The 23083-nt window shown below is 62.1% G+C and carries 22 protein-coding genes; 12 read left to right on the top strand and 10 right to left on the bottom strand.

The features are described from left to right. The first annotated feature begins 66 nt into the window (after nucleotides 1-66). The 3 genes from kdsB to PQR40_RS28835 all read left to right on the top strand — a co-directional run bounded on the left by kdsB (nucleotide 67) and on the right by PQR40_RS28835 (nucleotide 2789). Nucleotides 67-867, top strand: a complete 801-nt coding sequence (kdsB, locus tag PQR40_RS28845; RefSeq protein ID WP_408235072.1) for a 3-deoxy-manno-octulosonate cytidylyltransferase — start codon at nucleotides 67-69, stop codon at nucleotides 865-867. A gap of 214 nt (nucleotides 868-1081) precedes the next feature. Further along, on the top strand, nucleotides 1082-1747 hold the full coding sequence (gene adk / locus PQR40_RS28840) for an adenylate kinase (protein ID WP_408235069.1): 666 nt from the start codon (nucleotides 1082-1084) through the stop codon (nucleotides 1745-1747). Nucleotides 1748-2030: 283 nt separating this feature from the next. Further along, complete coding sequence (locus PQR40_RS28835) at nucleotides 2031-2789, top strand: 3-hydroxyacyl-CoA dehydrogenase (protein WP_408510354.1); 759 nt, start codon at nucleotides 2031-2033, stop codon at nucleotides 2787-2789. A 180-nt stretch (nucleotides 2790-2969) separates the two neighbouring features. Here the strand turns inward: PQR40_RS28835 and PQR40_RS28830 are convergent, their stop codons facing one another. After that, entirely contained in the window at nucleotides 2970-3812 is an 843-nt protein-coding gene (locus tag PQR40_RS28830) for a SirB1 family protein (protein ID WP_408235063.1), read from the bottom strand. Between the two features lie 5 nt (nucleotides 3813-3817). Beyond that, nucleotides 3818-5368: a murein biosynthesis integral membrane protein MurJ gene (gene murJ, locus PQR40_RS28825; RefSeq protein ID WP_408510353.1), complete on the bottom strand. Its 1551-nt coding sequence runs from the start codon at nucleotides 5366-5368 to the stop codon at nucleotides 3818-3820. A 521-nt stretch (nucleotides 5369-5889) separates the two neighbouring features. On the opposite strand from murJ, the gene rpsT reads away from it, so the two are divergent. Next, a complete protein-coding gene (gene rpsT, locus PQR40_RS28820; RefSeq protein ID WP_074282377.1) occupies nucleotides 5890-6168 on the top strand; it encodes a 30S ribosomal protein S20 in 279 nt (92 codons plus the stop codon). 240 nt (nucleotides 6169-6408) lie between these two features. Here rpsT and PQR40_RS28815 read toward each other — a convergent pair whose 3' ends face one another. After that, the gene (locus PQR40_RS28815) at nucleotides 6409-6756 is read right to left on the bottom strand and encodes a DUF3579 domain-containing protein (RefSeq protein WP_408235057.1); all 348 of its coding nucleotides are present in this window, start codon (nucleotides 6754-6756) and stop codon (nucleotides 6409-6411) included. A gap of 437 nt (nucleotides 6757-7193) precedes the next feature. Here PQR40_RS28815 and argF point away from each other — a divergent pair, with 437 nt between their 5' ends. After that, a complete protein-coding gene (argF, locus tag PQR40_RS28810; protein ID WP_325045554.1) occupies nucleotides 7194-8123 on the top strand; it encodes an ornithine carbamoyltransferase in 930 nt (309 codons plus the stop codon). A 236-nt stretch (nucleotides 8124-8359) separates the two neighbouring features. Beyond that, nucleotides 8360-9586, top strand: a complete 1227-nt coding sequence (locus PQR40_RS28805) for an argininosuccinate synthase (RefSeq protein WP_408235055.1) — start codon at nucleotides 8360-8362, stop codon at nucleotides 9584-9586. Between the two features lie 336 nt (nucleotides 9587-9922). On the opposite strand, the gene murB is transcribed toward PQR40_RS28805, so the two are convergent. Further along, nucleotides 9923-10963: a UDP-N-acetylmuramate dehydrogenase gene (murB, locus tag PQR40_RS28800; RefSeq protein ID WP_408235052.1), complete on the bottom strand. Its 1041-nt coding sequence runs from the start codon at nucleotides 10961-10963 to the stop codon at nucleotides 9923-9925. 185 nt (nucleotides 10964-11148) lie between these two features. Here murB and PQR40_RS28795 point away from each other — a divergent pair, with 185 nt between their 5' ends. Next, on the top strand, nucleotides 11149-11634 hold the full coding sequence (locus tag PQR40_RS28795; RefSeq protein WP_054034313.1) for a YajQ family cyclic di-GMP-binding protein: 486 nt from the start codon (nucleotides 11149-11151) through the stop codon (nucleotides 11632-11634). Between the two features lie 257 nt (nucleotides 11635-11891). Here the strand turns inward: PQR40_RS28795 and plsY are convergent, their stop codons facing one another. Together plsY and ybaK are read right to left on the bottom strand one after the other, a co-directional pair. Beyond that, nucleotides 11892-12536, bottom strand: coding sequence for a glycerol-3-phosphate 1-O-acyltransferase PlsY (gene plsY, locus PQR40_RS28790; RefSeq protein WP_408235049.1), 645 nt, complete (start codon nucleotides 12534-12536; stop codon nucleotides 11892-11894). Between the two features lie 125 nt (nucleotides 12537-12661). Then, nucleotides 12662-13153, bottom strand: coding sequence for a Cys-tRNA(Pro) deacylase (gene ybaK, locus PQR40_RS28785; RefSeq protein WP_408235046.1), 492 nt, complete (start codon nucleotides 13151-13153; stop codon nucleotides 12662-12664). A 244-nt stretch (nucleotides 13154-13397) separates the two neighbouring features. Here ybaK and PQR40_RS28780 point away from each other — a divergent pair, with 244 nt between their 5' ends. Next, nucleotides 13398-14960, top strand: a complete 1563-nt coding sequence (locus PQR40_RS28780; RefSeq protein WP_408510352.1) for a class I adenylate-forming enzyme family protein — start codon at nucleotides 13398-13400, stop codon at nucleotides 14958-14960. 106 nt (nucleotides 14961-15066) lie between these two features. On the opposite strand, the gene xerD is transcribed toward PQR40_RS28780, so the two are convergent. The 3 genes from xerD to queG all read right to left on the bottom strand — a co-directional run bounded on the left by xerD (nucleotide 15067) and on the right by queG (nucleotide 17853). Further along, a complete protein-coding gene (xerD, locus tag PQR40_RS28775) occupies nucleotides 15067-16002 on the bottom strand; it encodes a site-specific tyrosine recombinase XerD (RefSeq protein ID WP_408337455.1) in 936 nt (311 codons plus the stop codon). Continuing rightward, a complete protein-coding gene (locus tag PQR40_RS28770; RefSeq protein WP_408337453.1) occupies nucleotides 15999-16469 on the bottom strand; it encodes a methylated-DNA--[protein]-cysteine S-methyltransferase in 471 nt (156 codons plus the stop codon). Before PQR40_RS28770 ends, xerD begins: the two co-directional genes overlap by 4 nt. Nucleotides 16470-16611: 142 nt before the next feature. Then, nucleotides 16612-17853 carry a tRNA epoxyqueuosine(34) reductase QueG gene (gene queG, locus PQR40_RS28765; RefSeq protein ID WP_408510351.1) on the bottom strand — a complete coding sequence of 414 codons (1242 nt, stop codon included), beginning with the start codon at nucleotides 17851-17853 and terminating at the stop codon, nucleotides 16612-16614. Between the two features lie 17 nt (nucleotides 17854-17870). Between queG and tsaE the strand changes: the two genes are divergently transcribed. Both tsaE and PQR40_RS28755 read left to right on the top strand, forming a co-directional pair. Then, on the top strand, nucleotides 17871-18479 hold the full coding sequence (tsaE, locus tag PQR40_RS28760) for a tRNA (adenosine(37)-N6)-threonylcarbamoyltransferase complex ATPase subunit type 1 TsaE (RefSeq protein WP_408510350.1): 609 nt from the start codon (nucleotides 17871-17873) through the stop codon (nucleotides 18477-18479). Further along, nucleotides 18461-20038: an N-acetylmuramoyl-L-alanine amidase gene (locus PQR40_RS28755; RefSeq protein WP_408235028.1), complete on the top strand. Its 1578-nt coding sequence runs from the start codon at nucleotides 18461-18463 to the stop codon at nucleotides 20036-20038. Before tsaE ends, PQR40_RS28755 begins: the two co-directional genes overlap by 19 nt. Nucleotides 20039-20191: 153 nt before the next feature. Here PQR40_RS28755 and PQR40_RS28750 read toward each other — a convergent pair whose 3' ends face one another. Beyond that, entirely contained in the window at nucleotides 20192-21073 is an 882-nt protein-coding gene (locus PQR40_RS28750; RefSeq protein WP_408235025.1) for an EamA family transporter, read from the bottom strand. Between the two features lie 177 nt (nucleotides 21074-21250). Between PQR40_RS28750 and PQR40_RS28745 the strand changes: the two genes are divergently transcribed. Continuing rightward, nucleotides 21251-22126, top strand: a complete 876-nt coding sequence (locus tag PQR40_RS28745; RefSeq protein WP_408392101.1) for a pirin family protein — start codon at nucleotides 21251-21253, stop codon at nucleotides 22124-22126. Between the two features lie 97 nt (nucleotides 22127-22223). Next, nucleotides 22224-23072, top strand: coding sequence for a thioredoxin (gene trxA / locus PQR40_RS28740; RefSeq protein ID WP_408235019.1), 849 nt, complete (start codon nucleotides 22224-22226; stop codon nucleotides 23070-23072). Nucleotides 23073-23083 lie beyond the last annotated feature (11 nt).

The raw sequence follows: 23083 nt of genomic DNA, 5'->3' as shown, positions 1-23083 counted from the left end.
TCCCGTCAGCGCCCGCGGTGTAATTGCGAGCGCCTTCTTCCGGTTTCATCGCCGCTCGTCCTTCCGATGACCAACGCTAACGCCACCACTCTCCCGTTCATCGCCGTCGTGCCGGCCCGGCTTGCTTCGACGCGTCTGCCCAACAAACCGCTCGCCGACATCGGCGGCAAGCCGATGGTGGTGCGGGTCGCCGAACGCGCACGCGAATCAGGCGCGCAACAGGTGCTGATCGCCTCCGACGCGCAAGCCGTGCTGGATGTGGCCCGCGAGCACGGCTTCGAAGCCGTGCTGACGCGCGCCGATCATCCGTCGGGCACCGACCGTCTCGCGGAAGTGGCGGCGCAGTTCGGCTGGAGCGACGAGACGATCGTGGTGAACGTTCAGGGCGACGAGCCGCTGATCGACCCGGCGCTCGTATGCGGCGTGGCGTCGCACCTGGCGGCGAATAACGGTTGCGCGATCGCCACCGCCGCGCATCCGATCACCGACCCCGCGGAAATTTTCAATCCGAACGTCGTCAAGGTCGTGCTCGACGCGCGCGGCGTCGCGCTGTACTTCTCGCGTGCGCCGATTCCGTGGGCACGCGACGCCTATCAGCCGCATTGGCCCGACGTGGCGTCGATGCCAACGCCGCCGGCTCCCGCAGTCGTCCATCGGCATATCGGCCTGTACGCGTATCGCGCCCAATTCCTGCGCACGTACCCGAGTCTCGCGATCTCGCCGATCGAGCAGGTCGAAGCGCTCGAACAACTGCGCGCGATGTGGCACGGCGAGCGGATCGCGGTGCTCGTCACTCAGAATGCGCCGCTACCCGGCGTCGACACGCCCGCCGATCTCGCGCGTGTACAGGCTTTATTCGGGGCTTGAGCGTAAAAACCCATGGCATAATCGGACGGATGTGCGCGCCTCCCGTTAAACGCGAGAGTCAGGGATTGCCCGGTCGCGCCGTTGCTGGCCTTGCAGCGCCGTCGTTTTCGACGTGCAGCGCGAGGCCCGAAACGGCAGCCGACGCGGGTCCCTCGACGAATCGTGGGATGGCTGCAGCGTCACCAAAGAATTCACATAGATCTGGAGATATCACATGCGTTTGATCCTTTTGGGTGCGCCCGGCGCGGGTAAGGGCACTCAAGCCACCTTCATCAAGGAAAAGTTCGGCATTCCGCAAATTTCCACCGGTGACATGCTGCGCGCGGCCGTTAAGGCAGGCACGCCGCTCGGCCTTGAAGCCAAGCGCTTCATGGACGCCGGTGAACTGGTCACGGACGAGCTGATCATCAACCTGGTGAAGGAACGCCTGCAGCAGCCGGATTGCGCGAACGGTTATCTGTTCGACGGTTTTCCGCGCACCATTCCGCAAGCTGAAGCCATGAAGCAGGCAGGCGTCGCAATCGATTACGTGCTGGAAATCGACGTGCCGTTCGACGAGATCATCGTGCGCATGAGCGGCCGCCGCTCGCACGCCGCGTCGGGCCGTACGTACCACGTCAAGTTCAACCCGCCGAAGGTTGAAGGTGTGGACGACGTGACGGGCGAACCGCTGATCCAGCGCGACGACGACAAGGAAGAAACGGTCAAGAAGCGCCTCGACGTGTACGTTGCGCAAACCAAGCCGCTGATCGAGTACTACAACAACTGGGCGCAAAACGGCGACCCGTCGACCCCGCTGAATGCGCCGCAATATCGCCGCATTTCGGGCCTCGGCACGGTCGACGAAATTCGCAACCGCGCGTTTGATGCGTTGAAGTAATCTCGCATCTCCGGTTGTCGTTTGAAAAACCCGCCCATGCCGGCGGGTTTTTTTATTGCGCGCCGCGTGGCGTATGCTCTGCCACGATCTCCGCGGTCCGCCGTGCGCCGGCATTAATTAGCTATCCGTAGCACTTGGGGACGCCATAGGCTATAGGGCTTCGGTAGAGGCCCCGGGCGGCCGATGCCCCACTTTGCTTTCCGCATTGCAGCATAGCCGTTACAATCGATCATCGAAAAGATATTCGATCGAGAGATTACTGAACTGAAGCAAAGGAGATGACATGGAGATTCGCGACAACGTATTCCTGATCACCGGCGGTGCATCGGGCCTCGGCGCGGCCACAGCGCGCCTTTTCGTCGAGAACGGCGGCAAGGTGGTGCTCGCCGATCTGAATCAGGATGCCGGTGAGGCGCTCGCGAAGGAACTCGGCGGCGTATTCGTCAAGTGCGACGTGAGCCGCGAAGACGACGCCACGCAAGCAGTCGAAGCCGCCACGAAACTCGGCACGCTGCGCGGCCTCGTCAATTGCGCGGGTGTTGCGCCTGCCATCAAGACGGTCGGCAAAGACGGTCCGCATCCGCTCGAGTCGTTTGCGCGCACCATCTCCATCAATCTGATCGGCACCTTCAACATGATCCGGCTCGCCGCCGCGGCAATGTCGAAGAACGAACCGAATGCGAATGGCGAGCGTGGCGTGATCGTCAACACGGCATCCGTGGCTGCGTTTGACGGGCAAATCGGTCAGGCGGCCTACGCGGCGTCCAAGGGCGGTGTGGTCGGCATGACGCTGCCGATCGCACGCGACCTGTCGCGCAACGCAATCCGCGTCATGACGATTGCACCGGGCATCTTCGAAACGCCGATGCTGCTGGGCATGCCGCAGGAAGTGCAGGACGCGCTCGGCGCGATGGTGCCGTTCCCGCCGCGTCTCGGCAAACCGGCGGAGTACGCGATGCTGGCCAAGCAGATCTTCGACAATCCGATGCTTAACGGCGAGGTGATTCGTCTGGACGGCGCAATCCGCATGCAGCCGAAGTAACTGATGTATCCGGCGCGCCGCTTTATGCGGCTGCCCAATGAAAAACGCCTGCACGTGAGTCACGTGCAGGCGTTCTTTTTTGACCGGTTTTTGCTCATCAACCGCAGCTGGACGCAGCCGCTAATTCCTTGCCGTCGCTGCTGGCGCTACAAGCCCGATCCGCCGGCAGACAAAGCACTTTTAGTCGCGGTCGTCGTACTGGGTTCGTTGACGCAGTTCATGCAACTGCGATTCCACTACCGTTGCGTCTTCCGCATCCGGCCGGTCGCCGAGATATCGTTCGAGATCCTCGAGCGCCGGGCGCAGATAGTCGAGCCGCGCGTAGGCGAAACCGCGATCGCGCACTTCCTCGATACTTTCCGGCAACAGGATCACGAGACGCTGCTGCACCGCCAACAGACGCTGCCAGCGTTCCGTCTGAAGATAAGTCGACTTCAGATTGCGCAGCATACGAGCGATGATTTCGCGGCGCGTGGCCGGTTGCAGCAATATGCGCAGCGCCCTGCTCACCGACTCGCCCGCCGACGCCACATAAGGCTCCAGCATGTCCACCATCTGCGATTCGGACAGCGAGTGCCCGCTGGTCGGATCGAGCATCACGTCGCCATCCGGCGTTGTCACGCGCAACAGGAAGTGGCCCGGAAACGACACGCCGCGCACCGGAATGCCGATCTGCTCGGCCATTTCCAGATACAGCACCGCCAGCGAAATCGGAATGCCGCGGCGCCGCTTGAGCACCGCATTCAGATGGCTGTTGTCGGGATCGTAATAATCGTTGAGGTTGCTGGCGAAGCCCAGCTCGCGGAAGAAGAACCGATTCAAAATGCCGACCTTCTGCCTGATGTCGGCATCGTCCGGCATGCGGCGCTGCAAACGCACGACCAACTCGTCAATCTCGGCCAGCGTGCCTTGCAGATCGAGATCGGGATAAGCGTCCTGCGCGAGCGAGAGCGCCGCCTCGGTCAGCGGCAGGCTGTCATCTTCGGCAACCAGCGTGCTGAAATAGTCGAGAACTCGCGTCATCGTGATCACTTCACTCGCCTTTTGAAATACGCGTACTTGAAGCCCATCAGCCAAAGCATACCGAAATATAGCGCGGCGAACAGAACGAGGCACGCCCCCAGCAACATGATGCGGTCCACCGGCCGACTATGCATGCCGATCCAGTCGAAGCTGATCGCGAGCCAATGCATCGTGCCGGCCAGCACCAGACAGGCGCCAAGCAACTGCACGAAGAATTTGAGCCAACCGTTCGACGGCGTATAGATGCCGCGCTTGCGCAAACCGAGGAACAGGAACAGCGCGTTGACGCAAGCGCCGAGCCCGACGCTCAGCGTGAGACCCGCATGCGCGAAAATCGGCACGAACAGATAGTTGCTCAGCTGTGTGACGATCAGCACGCCTACGCCGATCTTCACGGGCGTCTTGATGTCCTGCTTGGCGTAAAAACCGGGCGCAAGAATCTTGATGAGAATCAGGCCGATAAGGCCAATGCCGTAGGCCGACAGCGCGCGGGCGACCATCACCACCGAGTTGCCGTCGAACTTGCCGTAGTGGAACAGCGTCGCGGTAAGCGGCTCGGCGAAGAAAAACAGCGCAACGGCGCTCGGCGCGGCCAGCAGGAAGGTGACGCGCAGCCCCCAGTCGAGCAGCGACGAATACTCGTGCGGATCGGCGTCCACGTGTGCCTTCGACAGGCTCGGCAGCAAAATCGTGCCGAGCGCGACGCCGAGCAGCGCGGTCGGAAACTCCATCAGCCGGTCGGCGTAGTTGATCCAGGAGACGGCACCCGGACCGATGCGTGACGCAATATTGGTGTTGATGATCAGGCTGATCTGCGCAACCGAGACGGCGAACATGGCCGGCACCATCTTCGACAGCACCCGCTTCACGCCGCGGTGCGCGAGCGCCTTCAGCGGATTCAGGCCGATGCGCGGCAGCATGTCGATCTTCTTCAGACCGGGCAATTGCACGATGAACTGCAGCACGCCGCCGGCGATTACCGCCCACGCAAGCGCATAAACCGGCGTTTGCAGGCGCGGCGCGACGAACACCGCCGCGACGATAAAAGCGACGTTCAGCAGGACCGGGGCGAACGCAGGCAGCGAAAAGTTCTTGTACGTATTCAGCACGCCGGACGCCAGCGACGTCAGCGAGATGAAAATGATGTACGGGAACATGATGCGCGTCATCGTGACCGCGAGCGCGTACGCCTGGCCTTCATGCGCGAGCCCTGACGCGACGATAAACACCACACCCGACGCCCCCACCACGCCGATCAGCGAGAGAACCGCGAGCGCCCAGGCAAGCACGGTCGATGTCGCGTCGACGAGCGCCTTGGTGGCGTCGTGTCCTTGCTGGTTCTTGAACTCGGCGAGAATCGGCACGAAGGCCTGCGAGAACGCACCCTCGGCGGAAATGCGGCGTAGCAGGTTCGGAATGCGGAAGGCGACGTAAAACGCGTCAGTATATTGACTGGCACCGAACGCACGGGCGATCAGCGTTTCGCGGGCCAGTCCGGTCACGCGCGACAGCAGCGTGAAGCCGCTGACCGTCAGCAGGGCTCGGAATAGATTCATGGGGCGCTTATTATACGGGTGCCGCAGGTGCGGACGACGAGCCGGAACGCGAATCGGACCGATTTGTGACGCAGACGTTCGGTCGGATAAGCTGATCGGGCCGTTTTTTGTTGCTTGCCGTAGGCGTTGCGCGCCGGGCTCACCGCCCGCTCGCCGGTTGCCCGCCCAATGCCCGTGCGTTCAGGCTTACAGAATCGGGGCCATGCGCGGCAGCCCGGCACACCGGAATTGGCGATTCCCCGTTGCCACGTGCCTGATTTTGTTGCTATAATCGCCGGTTTCGAAGCTCGCTCAATTTTCGGACGGGGTTCAGGCACGCAATCTCATCCGGCACTCAAGCTGTATTGAGGCGCCAGCGGACCTCGAAATACACCAGAACGCAGCCCGCCTTCGCGTAGCTCGATCGATTATTTCGACACTTTTTGCACTCTTGGGCAATCGCTTCCAGGAGTTCGATCTAAAAGCAGCACCTACCACTTGAAGGTCAGGTACTGGAAACAGGAACAGGATAAGGAACCGTCATGGCTAACACCGCACAAGCACGCAAGCGCGCCCGCCAGGCCGCCAAGGCAAACTCGCATAACTCGGCACTGCGCTCGAAGTTCCGCACGGCTATCAAGGCTGTTCGCAAGGCAATCGAAGCCGGCGACAAGGCTAAGGCCGTTGAAATCTTCCAGGCATCGTCGAAGACCATCGACATCATCGCCGACAAGAAAATCGTTCACAAGAACAAGGCAGCTCGCAACAAGAGCCGTCTCGCTGCAGCCCTCAAGGGTCTGCAAGCGCCCGCAGCGCAGTAAATTCGGTCAGCCCGCTTCGGTGGGCTACCTCCTGTTTCCGCTGCAACAGAAAGGCTCGCTTCGGCGGGCTTTTTTGCTTTGCATCGACCGAACCGGACGCTGATCCACGCCTATTCGCGAGTCAGTTGGCTGCACATCGAAGCCACCACATGGAAGCCGCCCGCCTTGAGGCCGCTGCTTCAGGCACAAAAAAACCCGCTACCGGCGGGTTTTTGCTTTTGCCGATCCGGCAGGCTCGCGCTAGATCACGTGTCTTTTCTCTTGCGGCGCGGCGTGCTCAAGTTGCAACTCGCACGCCTCTGTCACGACGAGATCATTGTCTTTCGCGAAGTTCAGGACGAAATCGAACGCCATCGGCTCGATGTCGCGCAAGCGCGAATCGAGAATCACGCATTTGAGGTCGCCGATCATGGTGGGCCGGACGTACAACGAGTATTGCAGGTAAGCATTCGGCCCCCTGCCACCCGGACTGGGACCGAAACATGACATCACACCCGCGAGCCGCTCCGACCAATCGCTCGGCCGAAATTTTTTCCCGGTCGACGTGATGCCCTGAATGAAATATTCGGTTGGAGCTGCTTCGGCCATGTAGGAATACCTGTGTGACTGCCCAGCGGGAGGACGGCAAAGCTGACCGCAAAGCGGTTTTGGGATGCCTGAACACGTTGTACACGCTGAATGGCGAACTGCGCCGCCAGAAACCACGAAGGGCCGGACAAGCCGCCTCGGCGCTCGTCATGACGGCGCACCGCGAGGAAACTTTTCCGAACCGCGCGAGCCGTGTCCCGCAAGCTCAATACCGGCCTGCTGGGCTTAGGGATAACCGCTAGATTATAGCGCAGCGGACCTTTTTCCGCAGCGCACACAAACTCCCTCCAAAGGCTGCGCGAGCCTTTCAGACAGCCTGCCCAACCTTTTGGGCGACTCGTCAAACGGGGCGAAATCCTTTATGCTGCATAGAGTTACCACAAACGACGGCGGCGCCGTCCGGCAATCCTGCCGGGTGAGACCGCCGTATTTGTTTCATGACCGCCAAGAAAATTCGCCACTACCTGCAGTTCAAGGATTTCTCGCTGGAAGACTACGAGTACGTGCTGGAACGCGCGCGCATTCTGAAGCGCAAATTCAAGAACTACGAGACCTACCACCCGCTGCACGACCGCACGCTGGCCATGATCTTCGAGAAAAACTCGACGCGCACGCGCCTGTCGTTCGAAGCCGGCATCTTCCAGTTGGGTGGTCATGCCGTTTTCATGAGCACGCGCGACACGCAACTCGGCCGCGGCGAACCGATCGAAGACGCAGCGCAAGTGATCTCGCGCATGGTCGACATCATCATGATCCGCACGTTCGGCCAGGACATACTCCAGCGCTTCGCAGAGAATTCGCGCGTGCCGGTGATCAACGGGCTGACCAACGAATATCACCCGTGCCAGGTGCTGGCGGACATCTTCACCTACTTCGAGCATCGCGGTCCGATTCGCGACAAGACGGTCGCGTGGGTCGGTGACGCAAACAACATGCTGTACACGTGGATCGAAGCCGCCCAGATTCTCGGCTTCAAACTGCGCCTGTCCACGCCGCCGGGCTACAAGCTCGACCGCGCCATGGTCGCGGCTGAAAGCGCACCGTTCTATCAGGAATTCGACGATCCGAACGAAGCCTGCACAGGCGCCGATCTGGTCACCACGGACGTGTGGACCAGCATGGGCTTCGAAGCTGAAAACGAAGCACGCAAGAAAGCTTTCGCAGACTGGTGCGTAGACACCGACATGATGGCGCGCGCCAATTCTGATGCATTGTTCATGCACTGCCTGCCTGCCCATCGCGGCGAGGAAGTCAGCGCGGAAGTGATCGACGGCCCGCAAAGCGTCGTGTGGGACGAAGCGGAAAATCGTCTCCACGTGCAAAAGGCGTTGATGGAATATCTGCTGCTCGGCAAGCTGAATCACTAGGCGAGCCGCACGCAGCACCTGCGTGAAGCGCGACGGGGCCTTGAATACGAGGCAAGGCATCCACGTTTAGCGCCACGCATCGAGCCGGTGTCCACGGTTGCAAGGGGCCCGGCTCACCCATCGCACTGCCCCAAAAACGCGGGCAAGCGGTGGTTTAGTGTCAAAATAGTGGTTTTCCGCGCTCCGGAACCGCCGGTGCGCCTTGTTTTCCAGCTTTTTCCAGCTACGAGTTCACCATGAGCGATATCAAGAAAGTCGTGCTCGCCTATTCGGGCGGCCTCGACACCTCCGTCATCCTGAAGTGGTTGCAGGACAACTACGACGCCGAAGTCGTCACGTTTACGGCCGACATCGGCCAGGGCGAAGAGCTGGAACCGGCGCGCAAGAAAGCCTTGCAACTCGGCATCAAGCAGGACAACATCTTCATCGAAGATCTGCGCGAAGAATTTGTGCGCGACTACGTGTTCCCGATGTTCCGCGCCAACACGGTCTATGAGGGCGAATACCTGCTGGGCACGTCGATCGCGCGTCCGCTGATCGCCAAGCGTCAGATCGAAATCGCCCGTGCAACTGGCGCGCAAGCGGTCTCGCACGGCGCAACCGGCAAGGGCAACGACCAGGTTCGTTTCGAACTCGGTTACTACGCGCTTGAACCGGGCATCAAGGTGATCGCGCCGTGGCGTGAATGGGATCTGCTGTCGCGCGAAAAGCTGCTCACGTACGCTGAAAAGGCCGGCATCCCGATCGAAATGAAGCACAAGCAAGGCGGCGCGCCATATTCGATGGACGCGAACCTGCTGCACATCTCGTTCGAAGGCCGTCACCTGGAAGACCCGAAAGCCGAAGCCGAAGCCGATATGTGGCGTTGGACGGTGTCGCCGGAACAGGCGCCGGACCAGGCCGAATATCTCGACATCGAGTACGAACACGGCGATCCGGTCGCGATCAATGGCAAGCGTCTGTCGGCGGCTGAAATGCTGACCGAGTTGAACCGTTTGGGCGGCAAGCACGGCATCGGCCGTCTGGATCTGGTCGAAAACCGTTACGTCGGCATGAAGTCGCGCGGCTGCTATGAAACGCCGGGCGGCACGATCATGCTGAAGGCACACCGCGGCATCGAGTCAATTACGCTCGACCGCGAAGTGGCCCACCTGAAAGACGACCTGATGGCTCGTTACGCGTCGCTGATTTATAACGGCTACTGGTGGAGCCCGGAGCGCCGCGCAATCCAGGTGTTGATCGACCATACGCAAGAGAAGGTCAACGGCTGGGTGCGCGTGAAGCTGTACAAGGGCGGTGTGTCGGTTGTTGCACGCGATTCGAAGGAAACGTTGTTCGACAAGACGATCGCCACATTCGACGACGACGGCGGCGCCTACAACCAGGCCGACGCCGGCGGGTTCATCAAGCTGAACGCGCTGCGTATGCGGATTGCTGAAAACGCGCGTCGTCAGCGTAGCTGAGGACGCGCGTTTCGGTGAAGGCTAACTTCGCGTAAGCGAAGTTAAGCGCCGTAAGGCGCGGCCGGAGCCAAAATGCCAAGTCAGCGCGACTGACGATGTGCGTTTCGGTGGAGGCTAACCTTCGCGCAAGCGAAGTGAAGCGCCGAGAGGTGCAGCCAGAACTGAAACGCAGATGCGAAAAAGGCGCCGGGAGGAAACTCCCGGCGCCTTTTTCATTGCAGCGTCCTTGTGCACCGATTGACGGCGACCCGGCTCCAAGCCGCGTCACCTCTTGCGCTTAACCGCTGCTACGATAGCCAACAACCTAAACGCGACTCGCTCCACTCCCTGCCGCAATCACAGGCAAACCGGCTCAGCTTCCAGCTCCACACCAAATCGCGCCAGCACATCCCGCTGGACGGCTTTCGCGAGCGCCAACACCTCGGCACCGCTCGCCCCACCGAGATTGACCAGCACCAGCGCCTGCCGTTCATGCACGGCCGCGGCGCCCATTGCACGGCCCTTCCAGCCGCATCGATCGATCAGCCAGCCCGCCGCGAGCTTCACCCTGCCGTCCGGTTGAAGGTAAGACACAAGCTCAGGCTCCTTAACCTTCAACGCCTCAAACTGCGTTGCCTCCACAACCGGATTCTTGAAGAAACTCCCGGCGTTACCGATCTGCAGCGGATCAGGCAGCTTGGCGCGGCGCACCGCCACTACAGCGTCGAAAATCGCCTGAGCGCTCGGCGGCGCATCGGCGTGCCCACCCGCGGCCAACTCACGTGCAAGATCCGCATACGCGGCCCGTGGCTGCCAGACCTTCGGCAAACGGAAAGTGACCGAGGTAATCACAAAACGGTCACGCCCTTCCCGCTTGAAAAAACTGTCGCGGTAGCCGAATCGGCAAGCGTCGGCATCGAGTTCGACGACGGCCCCCGTTTCCAGCTCAACCGCCCGCAGCGACGCAAACCGCTCGCACATTTCCAGCCCGTACGCGCCGATGTTCTGAATCGGCGCCGCCCCCACCGTGCCCGGAATCAGCGCGAGGTTCTCCAATCCAGGTAACCCTTGCGACAAGGTCCATGCGACAAAGTCATGCCACGGCTCACCGGCTGCCGCCTCGACGTACCATGCGTCGTCGTCCTCGCGCACAACGCGGCGGCCTCGCAGAACCACCAGCAGCACCAGTCCGGCGAAATCTCCCGTGAGCACGACATTGCTGCCGCCGCCCAGCACCAGCCGCGGCAAGCCGGCGGCACGCGGATCGCGCATGGCAGCCATCAATTGCGCTTCGTGCTCGATCCGGCACGCAAACTGCGCACGAACATCGAAACCGAAGGTGTTATGCGCCTTTAGCGGATAGCCGGCAATGAACGCGGCGGAGTCGGATTGGGACATCAGAATGAGAAGAATGGAACGACGAACGAAACGACATCTGGCCTCCGGCCGCGCGACAATGCGCGACGGCCTTAGGCAAAAGGGAGTGGCGTCGGTAAAATGACAACCGGTTCGTGATTATAGCGAGTGCCTCGTGAGCAGCCGACCGGCCGCGCCACGCACCGCAGCACTATTGGGAGAAAACAATGCCATCGTTTGACGTCGTCTGCGAAGCGGACATGATCGAAGTCAAGAACGCGATCGAGCAGTCCAACAAGGAAATTTCAACCCGCTTCGACTTCAAAGGGTCGGACGCGCGCGTCGAGCACAAAGAAAGCGAAATCACGGCCTACGCCGACGACGATTTCAAGCTCGGCCAGGTAAAAGACGTGTTGCTGTCGAAAATGGCCAAGCGCAATGTGGACGTACGTTTTCTCGACTACGGCAAGATCGAGAAAATCGGCGGCGACAAGGTCAAGCAGATCATCAAGATCAAGAAAGGCGTGTCCGGCGATCTGTCGAAGAAAATCGTGCGCCTCGTGAAGGACAGCAAGATCAAGGTCCAGGCGAGCATTCAGGGCGACGCGGTGCGCATCACCGGCGGCAAGCGCGACGATCTGCAAAGTGTGATCGCAATGCTGCGCAAGGACGTGACCGATACCCCGCTCGACTTCAACAACTTCCGCGACTGAACACGCACTACACTCGGCGCCGGAGGCCTGTTGACGCTCGGCGACGGGCGTGCGTTGTGGCTGGCTCGGCGCTGGACGCATGCCGAACGCTCGACAACGGGGTCACTTAGAGACTCGACACCCGGCAATTCGCTGCGTTGACCCAACACCCGGCGCGTGGCGAACGACCAGCACACAAGCAGTGCGCCTTCCGCGCGCACTCCGTGAACGACCTGAAGCACGCCGGTTGACACCCAGCCGGGCGCCCCCGCCCGCGCTCAAGGTTCGTTGCCGCCCGCCGCGCCGGCCGCTGCGTCGGCCTTCTTCTTGTCGCCGATGCGGCTTTCCTGGCCGCGCATCAGTTTCGCGATGTTGGCGCGGTGGCGCCATACCAGCAACGAACTCATCACGACAATTGCCAGCGCGATGACGTGCGGCCCGAAAAGAAAGCCGTCGAAGATCGGTGCGAACACCGCCGCGGCCAACGCCGCCAGCGAAGAATAGCGCGTGAAGAACGCTACGATCAGCCACGTCAGCAAGGTGGCGATGCCGAGGATCGGGTTGATCGCAATCAACACGCCCGCAGCGGTCGCCACGCCCTTGCCGCCCTTGAAGCGGAAGAAAACCGGATAAAGGTGGCCGAGAAAGACGGCGACGGACGCAATCGCCACCGACGTATCGTCGAGGCCGTAACGCGCGCCGAAGTGCACCACGAACCACACCGGCAACCATCCTTTGACGGCGTCGCCGATCAGGGTAAGTATCGCGGCCGTCTTGCTGCCGCTGCGCAGCACGTTGGTCGCGCCCGGGTTGCCCGAGCCATAGGAGCGCGGGTCGTCCAGCCCCATCGCGGCGCTCACGATCACGGCAAACGACACCGAGCCGATCAGGTAGGCAACGACAGCAACGATCAGGTTTTGCATCTGGGACTCTTATAAGGATCCGCGGTCTGAAACTGGACACCCCAACCGCAACAGGGAACGCAACAGGCAACCAGGCGGCGCACATTCTACCGAACCCACCGGCCCGAAAAACATTGAGGCAAACGTCAATCGACGCTTGCGCACTGAACCGGCTTCGCGGCCAGCAAGCCAGTCAATGCAGTCGGCTCGATGCTGACCAGAAAACCACGCCGGCCACCGTTCAACCAGATCTTGTCCATCTCGAGGATGCTCGACTCGACGTACACCGGCATCTGCTTGCGTGTACCGAACGGCGACGTACCGCCGATCAGATAGCCCGAATGCCGGTTCGCCACCTCGGGCTTGCACGGCTCCACACGTTTCGCGCCGATCTGCCGCGCCAGATTCTTGGTGCTGACGGTGCGGTCTCCGTGCATCAGCACGATCAGCGGCTTGGCGTGCTCGTCTTCCATCACCAAAGTCTTCACGACATGATGTTCGTCCACACCGAGCTGGCGCGCCGATTCTTCAGTGCCGCCGTGCTCGACATAATCGTAGGGATGTTCGCCGAAAGTGACACCGTGACGGCGCAGAAACTGCGTCGCGGGCGTTTCGGAGACGTGTCTGGATTTGCTCATCGGCGCATTGTAATGGCGAGTTTGCACAACGGCTATTTGCCGAACGGCCAATTGTGCGGGCCCGGCGATTGTGGCACGATCGTTCGTAAATCTTCCGGCGCATAGTATGCCGGGCACTAAATACGTTTAGCAACCATGTGGCATGGGACCAGAAGACGCTAAAGCACCAACTCTGGTCGACCGCCTTGCATGGGACCAGAGTAAGACGCTAAAGCGTCAACTCTGGTCGACACAGGAGACAGCGTTGAGCCTCGATTCATCCACCCGTCCCACGATCGACATTCCCGCGCTGCTGGCCGCCCTGCCCGCGCGTATTGCCGACATTCCGGTGCTCGCGGCCGCGCGCGACCCGCAGCACATCGCCTTGATCGAGGATGCGCGGCGCCTCACCAATGCGCAACTTCTGGAAGCCGTCGATGCCACCGCCGCGCTGTTGCGCGAATGGGGCGTACGTGGCGGCGATCGCGTCATGATCGTGGCCGAGAACAGCATCGTGCAGATCGTGCTGCTGTTCGCGACCGCGAAACTCGACGCGTGGGCGCTGGTGTCGAACGCGCGTCTGTCAGCCGCCGAACTCGACGCGATCCGAGCACACGCGCAGCCTCGCGTGGTCGCCTATGCGGCCGAAAGCTCCGCGGATGCCCAACAGCATGCGCAGCGCCATCAAGCTGTCACAGCGCCTGCCATCACACCAAATATCGGCGCCTGGTCGTACACGATCGACACCGGCGCAAAAGCCGAACCGGTCGAAACCGATGATCATCGTCAATGCGCCGCGCTGATCTACACCACGGGAACTACAGGTGCGCCGAAGGGCGTGATGCTGTCGCACCGCAATCTGCTCTTCATCGCGGCCGTGTCGAGCCGCTTGCGCAAAGTCGGTCCGGACGATGTCGTGTACGCCGTTCTGCCGATCTCGCACGTGTACGGCTTTGCATCGGTTTGTCTCGGCAGCCTGCACGCCGGCGCGACCTTGCGCCTAGCGCCACGCTTCGCGCCCGAAGCGGTGCGGCGCGCGCTCGCCGACGAGCGCGTGTCGATCTTCCAGGGCGTTCCGGCCATGCATGCCAAATTGCTCGAACATGTGCAAACGCACGGTCACACGTGGTCCGCGCCGCACCTGCGCTTTGCCTATTCGGGCGGCTCACCACTCGACGCCGCGCTCAAGGCGCGCGTCGAAAGCGTCTACGGCCTCCCGCTGCACAACGGCTACGGCATGACCGAGAGCAGCCCAACCGTCTCCCACACCATGCTCGATGCGCCGCGCAGCGATTGCTCGGTTGGCGAGGTCATTCCTGGCGTCGACGTGCGCTTCGTCGGACTCGATGGCGTGGACGCCGCGCCGGGCGAAATCGGCGAACTATGGGTACGTGGCCCGAACGTGATGCTCGGTTACTACCGCAACCCGGAGCAGACCCGCGCCGTCGTTACCGAAGACGGCTGGCTCAAGACCGGCGATCTCGCACGGCAGGACGCAGACGGTGCGTTGCATATCGTCGGGCGCAGCAAGGAATTGATCATCCGCTCGGGCTTCAACGTGTATCCGGCGGAAGTCGAGCATGTGTTGAACGCGCATCCGCAGGTGGTGCAATCCGCGGTGATTGGGCGCGCAGTGGAGGGTAATGAGGAAGTGGTCGCGTTCGTCGAATTGATCGCGGGCGCGAAGGTGTCGCCGGCAGAACTGATCGCGTGGTGCGGCGAGCGTCTCGCGCCATACAAGCGCCCTGCCGAAGTGAAAGTGCTCGCCGCTCTGCCGGCTGCGTCGACTGGCAAGATTCTGAAGCACCGGTTACGCGAGTTCATGTAAAGCAGCGGCCGCAATGGCTTCGACTCCGGTCGAGCCAGTCAGGCCGTACAAGAGCTACGACAAGCGCAAGCACAACCACACGCCTGACGGCCCGTGCAGACGCCCCTCACCCCCGCGGATGATGCTGCGCATGCAACGACTTCAACCGCTCGCGGGCCACGTGTGTATAGATCTGCGTGGTCGAGATATCCGTATGACCGAGCAGCAATTGCACGACGCGCAAATCGGCGCCATGGTTCAGCAGGTGCGTCGCGAACGCGTGCCGTAGCGTGTGCGGCGAGAGTGGCGCATGCACATTGGCCGCTGCCGCGTGGCGCTTGATGATGTTCCAGAACTGCTGGCGGGTCATGCCCTCCGCGCGGCTCGTGACGAACAGCGCATCCGTCGCCCGCGCCCCGAGTAAAGCCGGACGCGCTTCGCGCAGATAGCGTTCGATCCAGCCATGCGCCTCTTCGCCGAACGGAATCAGGCGCTCTTTCGAGCCCTTGCCCATCACCCGCACTACGCCGTCGTTCAGACTCACTTCCACTGTCTTCAGCGTGACGAGTTCGGTGACACGCAAACCGCTCGCGTACATCAACTCCAGCATGGTGCGGTCGCGCAGGCCCAAGGGCGTGTCGATATCCGGCGCACCGAGCAGTGCTTCGACTTGCGCTTCGGTGAGCGTCGACGGAAAACGCGGTGGTTGCTTCGCAGAACGGATGCGCACCGTCGGATCGACCTTCGCGCGATGTTCGCGCACCGCCCAGCCATAGTAGCGGCGAAACACCGAGAGCCGCCGGTTCGCCGAGGTGGATTTGTCTTTCTGGCGCGCCGCGCTATAGGCGTTGAGATCGGCCTCGCTGGCGGTGTCGAGCGACGAGTTGCGGGTTTGCGCGAGCCATTCGCAGAACAGCCGCAGATCGCGCCGGTACGCATCGAGCGTGTTGCGCGATAAACCGTGCTCGAGCCACAACGCGTCGCAGAACGCATCGATCGAGGCCGAGCTCGCCACAAACAAAGGTGACGCGGTCGGCGCGTCTTCGGTCACGGTGTCGCTCATGCGTAGGGAATGCCTTCATGCGCCAGAAGCCAGCGCTTGACGTTGCGAAAGAAACCATCTCCGGCGTGATGCGCAAATCCGCCGATGCCGCTCGAACTCACCACCCGATGACACGGAATCACGATCGGAAAGTAATTGGCGCCGCATGCCTGACCGACCGCACGCGGAGCGCTGCCAAGTTGCCTTGCCAATTGTCCATAAGTCAGCACGACGCCGGGCGGAATATCGCTGATCGCTTGCCAGACGCGCTGCTGAAACGTGGTGCCAACCGCTGCCAGCGGCAATTCGAACTTTGCGGAGGCCCGCTCGAAATAACGCTCGATCTGCTCCACGGCCTGCTTTGCCAGGCGCGTGTCCGGTGCGATGTTCTGCGTCGACTCAGGAAGATAGACAATCTCGCGCACGACGTCACCGTCGAGGCGAATGCCGACCTTGCCGAACGGTGCATCGATCACTGCGTTGAACATGGTTGTTTGCTCCGTGATTGGCAGCGTATCTTTCAGATTGCATGGCGGCGCATTTGAACAGGCGCGCAGACAGCTTGCAAACGCGCTACTCACCATCATCCAGACTGACTCCTGGCAACGATCTCGCCCGACTGCCGCTACTTTACGCCGCTTCCAACGCCCATTCCACATGCTCGCGCACCACCGCCGAAGGGTCTTCGGTCCGTAATTTCAGCGCGCGAACAATCGCCTCGCGCGCATCAGCGCTCAAACTTTCCGAAGACGCACGCAGCGCATTACCCATCCCGACCGCCAGATTGCGCAGCCAGCTCTCATAGCCGATGCGGCGAATCGCACTCCCCTGCATGCGCGTATCGAACTCGTCGGCGGACCATGCAAACAGTTCGACCAGCGTCGCGCGATCGAGCCCGTGCCGCACATCGAAATCGGCGACCGGCGCGGCCTGCGCGAACTTGTTCCAGGGGCACACGAGCTGGCAATCGTCGCAGCCATACACACGATTACCGATCAGCGGCCGCATTTCCAGGGGAATATTGCCCTTCAACTCGATTGTCAGATATGAAATACAGAGGCGTGCATCGACCTTATAGGGCGCCACGATCGCACCCGTCGGACATGCGCCGATGCAACGCGTGCAACTGCCGCAATGCGAGCCCGGCGTTTCGGGCGCGTCGTCGGGCGACGTCTCGGCATCGGTAGGCAACGGCACATCAACGTAAATTTCGCCGAGGAAAAACAGCGAACCGGCATCGCGCTGCAGCAACAACGTGTGCTTGCCACGCCAGCCGATCCCGGCCTTCTGGGCAAGTTCTACTTCAAGCACCGGCGCCGAATCGGTAAATACGCGGTAGCCAAAGGCGCCGATCTCCGCCTCGATTTTCTCGGCCAGATGTTGCAGACGGTTACGCATCACCTTGTGATAATCGCGGCCCCGCGCATAGATCGACACCACCGCCGCCGACGGGTCCGCGAGCCGTGCATGCTCGGCTGCTCGCCAGTCTTGCGGTTCGAGCGACGCGCCCTGCAAAGCGCTTTCGTGCGCCTTTCCACTCAATGTCTGAGCGGGCAAATAGGCGATGCGCGCGGTAATCACACGTCGCGTGCCGGCCACAAGCTCGGCGGGGCGCGCGCGTTTCATGCCGTGTTTCGCCATATAATCCATCTCGCCGTGGCAACCCGCGTCCAGCCATGCAGCAAGCGGCGCTTCGGCAGCGGAGAGATCGGTGTCGCTGATACCGATCGCCCCGAAACCCAGTTCATGGCCCCACGTTTTGATGTTGAGCGCGAGCGCATTCAGCGCCGCTTCATCGAAATGACGCTCGGCACGCACATCGTCGCTAGACGCAGGCGAGCAGGAAACAGGGGACTCCGGACTTCGGTTCATCACGCCATTTTACGAGAATGCCTGTCAACCCCGATCTCGCGATCCAACCGCCCGCCGATATCCTGCTCGAACGCTCCTTTGCGCTCGCGGACGAGGCCGCCACCCATGCATTCGGGGAGCGCTTCGCGCGGGCGATCGAAAGCGTGCGCGAGTTGCCGCAAAACCCGCCGCAAAACCCGCTGCAAAAAGCGCAGCAACGCGCGCCGGGCACCACGGGTGACCAGGCATTCCACGGACTGCAAGTACAACTCGTCGGCGACCTCGGCGCCGGCAAAACCACGCTCGTGCGCGCGACCTTGCGCGGCCTCGGCCACACTGGCCGCGTGCGCAGTCCCACTTACACACTCGTCGAACCCTACGTGCTCGAGCGGCCCGCTGGGGAACTCGCGCTCTATCACTTCGATCTGTATAGATTCACCGACCCGGCCGAATGGGCCGACGCGGGCTTTCGCGAGTACTTCGACAGCGGCGCCATCTGCCTCGTCGAATGGCCGCAGCGCGCAGGGCGTCTCCTTGGCGTGCCGGATCTTGTCTTCTCGCTCGATCTGGACAGCACGGGTGACGGCCGGGTACTTGTCGCACGGGCATACAGCGAATCAGGAAAGGCATGTCTCGAAAGATGTTGATCAAACCGTTCCGCTCGATCGAATCGGCGGCTACCGCAACGCATAACTGGCGGCGCCGGCAGATTCTGCGCGCGGGCGCGTCCACGCTGGTGCTCGGCCTTGTCGCTCCGCGTCTCGCGTGGGCGAGCTCGGTGCTGGGCGTGCGGGTCTGGCCGGCGCGCGATTACACGCGCGTGACGATCGAGTCGGATCAGCCTTTGCAGAACACGCAGCAGTTGCTGCAGGGTCCGGACCGGTTGGTGGTCGATCTGAGCGGCCTCGATCTGGACCAGGCGCTGAAGGATCTGGTGTCGAAGATTACGCCGAACGACCCGCAGATTCAGTCGGTGCGTGTCGGGCAATATCAGCCACATGTCGTGCGAATGGTGTTCGATCTGAAGGGCTCGGTGAAGCCGCAGGTGTTCACGCTGCCACCGGTCGGCGCGTACAAATACCGGCTGGTGTTCGACCTGTACCCCGCTGTCGCGCCCGACCCACTGATGGATCTGCTCGCGCAGACCGAGCGCAAACAGCAAACGCTGGAGGAAAACAGCGCACCGCCCGCCACGCTAAGCGGCCCGGGCACCACGCCGCCCACCGCCGACAACAGCGAAGCCTTCTTCGAGCGCTATGCGCAGAACGGCAGCGGCGGGACCGCGCCGAGCGTGCCGCGTCCGCCGGTGCATACCACGCCGACACCTGCTCCGCCCATCCTCGGCAAGCCCGCAACACCGGCGGTACCGCTTGCGCCGACCACGCCGCCCACCGCAATCGCCCGCAACAAAGGAAGCAGCAACAGCAACCTCGGTGGCGATGACAGCGACGATAGCTACGCGTTCACCAACCCGAAAACCGGCAGGAGCAACACGGTACGTCTGCTGACCGTCGCGATCGATCCGGGTCACGGCGGCGAAGACCCAGGCGCGATCGGCGGCGGGGGCACGTATGAGAAGCACGTCGCACTCGACATCGCGAAGAAGCTGCGCGTGAAGATCGACGCGCAGCCGAACATGCGCGCCATGATGACGCGCGACGCCGACTTTTTCGTGCCGCTTAACGTGCGCGTGCAGAAGGCGCGGCGCGTGGGCGCGGACCTGTTCGTCTCGATCCATGCGGACGCGTTCACCACGCCCGAGGCGAAGGGCTCGTCAGTGTTCGCCTTGTCGGAGCATGGCGCGTCGAGCGCCGCGGCACGCTGGATGGCGAACAAGGAGAACTCATCGGATCAGATCGGCGGGATCAACATCAAGTCCGCCGACGCCACCGTCAACCGCGCGCTGTTCGATATGTCGACCACCGCGCAGATCCGCGATTCGATGCGCTACGGCAATTTCGTGCTGAAGGAGATCGGCGGCATCAACAAGTTGCACAAGGGCTCGGTCGAACAGGCAGGATTTGCTGTGCTGAAGGCGCCGGACATTCCGTCGATCCTCGTGGAGACCGCCTTCATCAGTAACCCGGACGAGGAGCGCCAACTGAACGACGACGCGTATCGGGAGAAGATGGCCGACGCGATCATGAGCGGCATCAAGCGCTATTTCGCGGCGAATCCGCCATTGGCGAAAAACCGCATGACCTGAGGCCGCCCTGCATGGCACGCGTCACGCTCTGTCATGCAGGCGATACAAAAACGGCCGCTCGATGTGAACTGCACCCAAAGCTTAGATCGGTGTCCAACTTTTGGAGAGCAGTTCAACCCGGCCGTTTTTTTGCTTCACGCCAGGCGGCGGCATTCAACGCGCCGGAGAAAACCGCTGCACGACCCAACCGCCAAACACATTCACCGCCAGCCCCGCCATCACCAGCAAGGCGCCCGCGATCTGCGCCGCCGACAACTGCTCGTCGAGAAACAGGGACGCCGAGGCCAGCCCGACGATCGGCACCAGCAGCGAGAACGGTGCCACCTGGCTCGCCGGATAGCGCGACAGGAGCCTGCTCCACAGACCATAGCCAATCAGCGTCGCGATAAACGCGAGATAGACGATGGCAAAAATCGACATCGCGCTGATCCCGGATAGCGCCGCGACGATCCGCTGCGGCCCCTCGAACGCGTACGACAGCGCGAAAAACGGCAACGGCGGAATCAGGCTGCCCCACACCACTAGCCCGACCAGATCGACCTTGCCGACCTTCTTCGTGACGATGTTGCCGAGCGCCCACGAACACGCGGCGCACAGCGTGAGGACGAAACCGGCGAGCGTCATGGCGTGGCCGCCTTGCATGCCGATTACCGCAAGACCGCCCGCCGCGATCAGCAAACCGACGACATTCGGCACGCGAAAGCGCTCATGCAGAAACAGCGCCGCGAAAATCAGCGTGAAGAACGCCTGCGCCTGCAATACGAGCGAAGCGAGCCCCGCCGGCATGCCCACATACATCGCCGAGAACAGGAAAGCGAACTGCCCGAACGAAATCGTCGCGCCGTAAGCAAACAGCCAGCGCCACGGCATTTTCGGCCGCTTGACGAAAAACACTGCCGGCACCGCGGCGAGCGTGAAACGCAGCGCGCCGAGCAGCATGGGCGGCACGCCATGCAGGCCCACCTTGATCACGACGAAATTGACGCCCCACGCAACCACGACGACCAGCGCGAGCAGTAAGTCCCTGGGCGACATCCCAGTCTCCATTTGATTGTTCGATCCGGCAGTTTAGCGGAGCTTGCAGCGCCAGGGGATGGCGCGCATTACGGAATCCCGGAGCGGCAAGACGGCGCAAACCGTCGTGATTCCGCCCTCCGCAGTAGAATCGTCCATTAAGCAAAATCCGACTCCCCCTTCCAGCCGAGCCTGCCCATGTCCTCCTCGATCAAAGCAGTTCTCAAACCGCATCTGCGCGACGTCGGCAGTCTCACCGTGCGGCGTGTACTGCCGGCTATGGCGGCACGCCTGATCGGCCCGTTCATCTTCTTCGACCACATGGGCCCCGCCACGCTCGAACCCGGCGTCGGGCTCGACGTGCGTCCGCACCCGCATATCGGCCTTGCCACCGTCACGTATCTGTTCGAAGGCTCGATCATGCACCGCGACAGCCTCGGCTCCGAGCAGAAGATCGTCCCGGGCGACGTCAACTGGATGACGGCGGGCCGCGGCATCGTCCATTCCGAGCGCACGCCGGCCGAAGATCGTGCGAGTGGCCTGACCATGCACGGCATCCAGACCTGGGTCGCGCTGCCGCTCGAAGACGAAGACATCGAACCGTCCTTCTCGCATCACGCGGCCGACACGCTGCCGGTGGTCGAGCGCAACGGCGTCACGCTGCGCGTGATTGCCGGCACAGCGTTCGGCGAAACCTCGCCGGTCGCAACCTTTTCCGGCACGCTGTACGTGGCTGCGGAGTTCGCCCCGGGCGGCGCATTCGCGCTCGAACCGGAGCACGAGGAACGCGGCGTCTATCTGGTGGACGGCGATCTGGAGATCGACGGCGCACCGCTCGAAGTGGGTCAGATGGCCGTGCTCGCACTCGACGAAACCGTCACGCTGGCCAGCACTCACGGCGCGCGCGTCATGCTGCTCGGCGGTGAAAAGCTGGATGGCGAGCGCTTTATCGAATGGAACTTCGTCGCCAGCTCGCGCGAGAAGATCGAAACCGCGAAGCAGGCGTGGACCCATCAGGAGATGGGCAAGGTACCGGGAGAAACCGAATGGATTCCGCTGCCGGCGAGAAATTAAGCGCGAATCAGTGCAAGCAGAAGTGAGCGCGCGACGCATTGAATTCGCCGCGCTCGGCCCCACTTAGCCAACAAACCGATTTATCGAAGAGGATGCAATGGACACCACGCTGGCCACTTTCGAACAGGACGTCATCGCGGCGTCGACACTGGCCCCTGTGCTGGTCGATTTCTGGGCGCCGTGGTGCGGTCCCTGCAAGACGCTCGGTCCGATGCTGGAAAAGCTCGAAGCCGAAGCCGCCGGCAAATGGAAACTGGTGAAGGTGAACGTCGACGAGAACCAGGAACTGGCCGCGCACTTCCAGGTGCGCAGCATTCCGCACGTCATGGCGTTTGCCGAAGGCCAGCCGGTCGATCAATTCGTCGGCGTGCTGCCGGAAGGCCAGTTGCGCGAGTTTATTGAGCGCCTCGTGCCGCAAGGCGCGGAGGCGGCACGTCTTGAAGCGCAAACCGCGTTGACCGAAGGCCGTCGCGAAGATGCTTACAACGCACTGCAAGCCGCGCTCGCCCACGATCCTGGCTTCGACGAAGCGCGCATGGATCTCATCGAGATGCTGCTCGAGGATAACCGTATCGACGAAGCGCGCAATGAAGTCGACCTGTTGTCGCCGAAAACCACGCAAGGGATCGACGCCCGCTTCAATGCGCTCAAGACGCGACTCGACGCTGTGGAGGCGGCCGCGGATCTGCCGCCCACGGACGCACTTGACGCCAAAGTCGCCGCTAACCCGGACGATCTCGAAGCGCGCTTCGACCTGGCTAGCGCGCTGATCGCCCGCCTCAAATACGAGGGCGCACTAGAGCACCTGCTGGCTATCGTGCAACGCGACCGCGCGTTCCGCGACGACATAGGCCGTAAAACCATGCTGTCGGTGTTCGATCTCGCTGCGCATCAGCCGGAGCTGGTGTCGAAATGGCGGCGCAAGCTGAGCGCGTTGTTGTTCTGATCTGTACTGTG

Source organism: Paraburkholderia sediminicola (assembly GCF_046026855.1).
Classification (GTDB): Bacteria; Pseudomonadota; Gammaproteobacteria; order Burkholderiales; family Burkholderiaceae; genus Paraburkholderia; species Paraburkholderia sediminicola_A.
The sequence above is the reverse complement of the archived record's forward strand: the minus strand, read 5'-3'. Positions and strand labels throughout refer to the sequence as shown.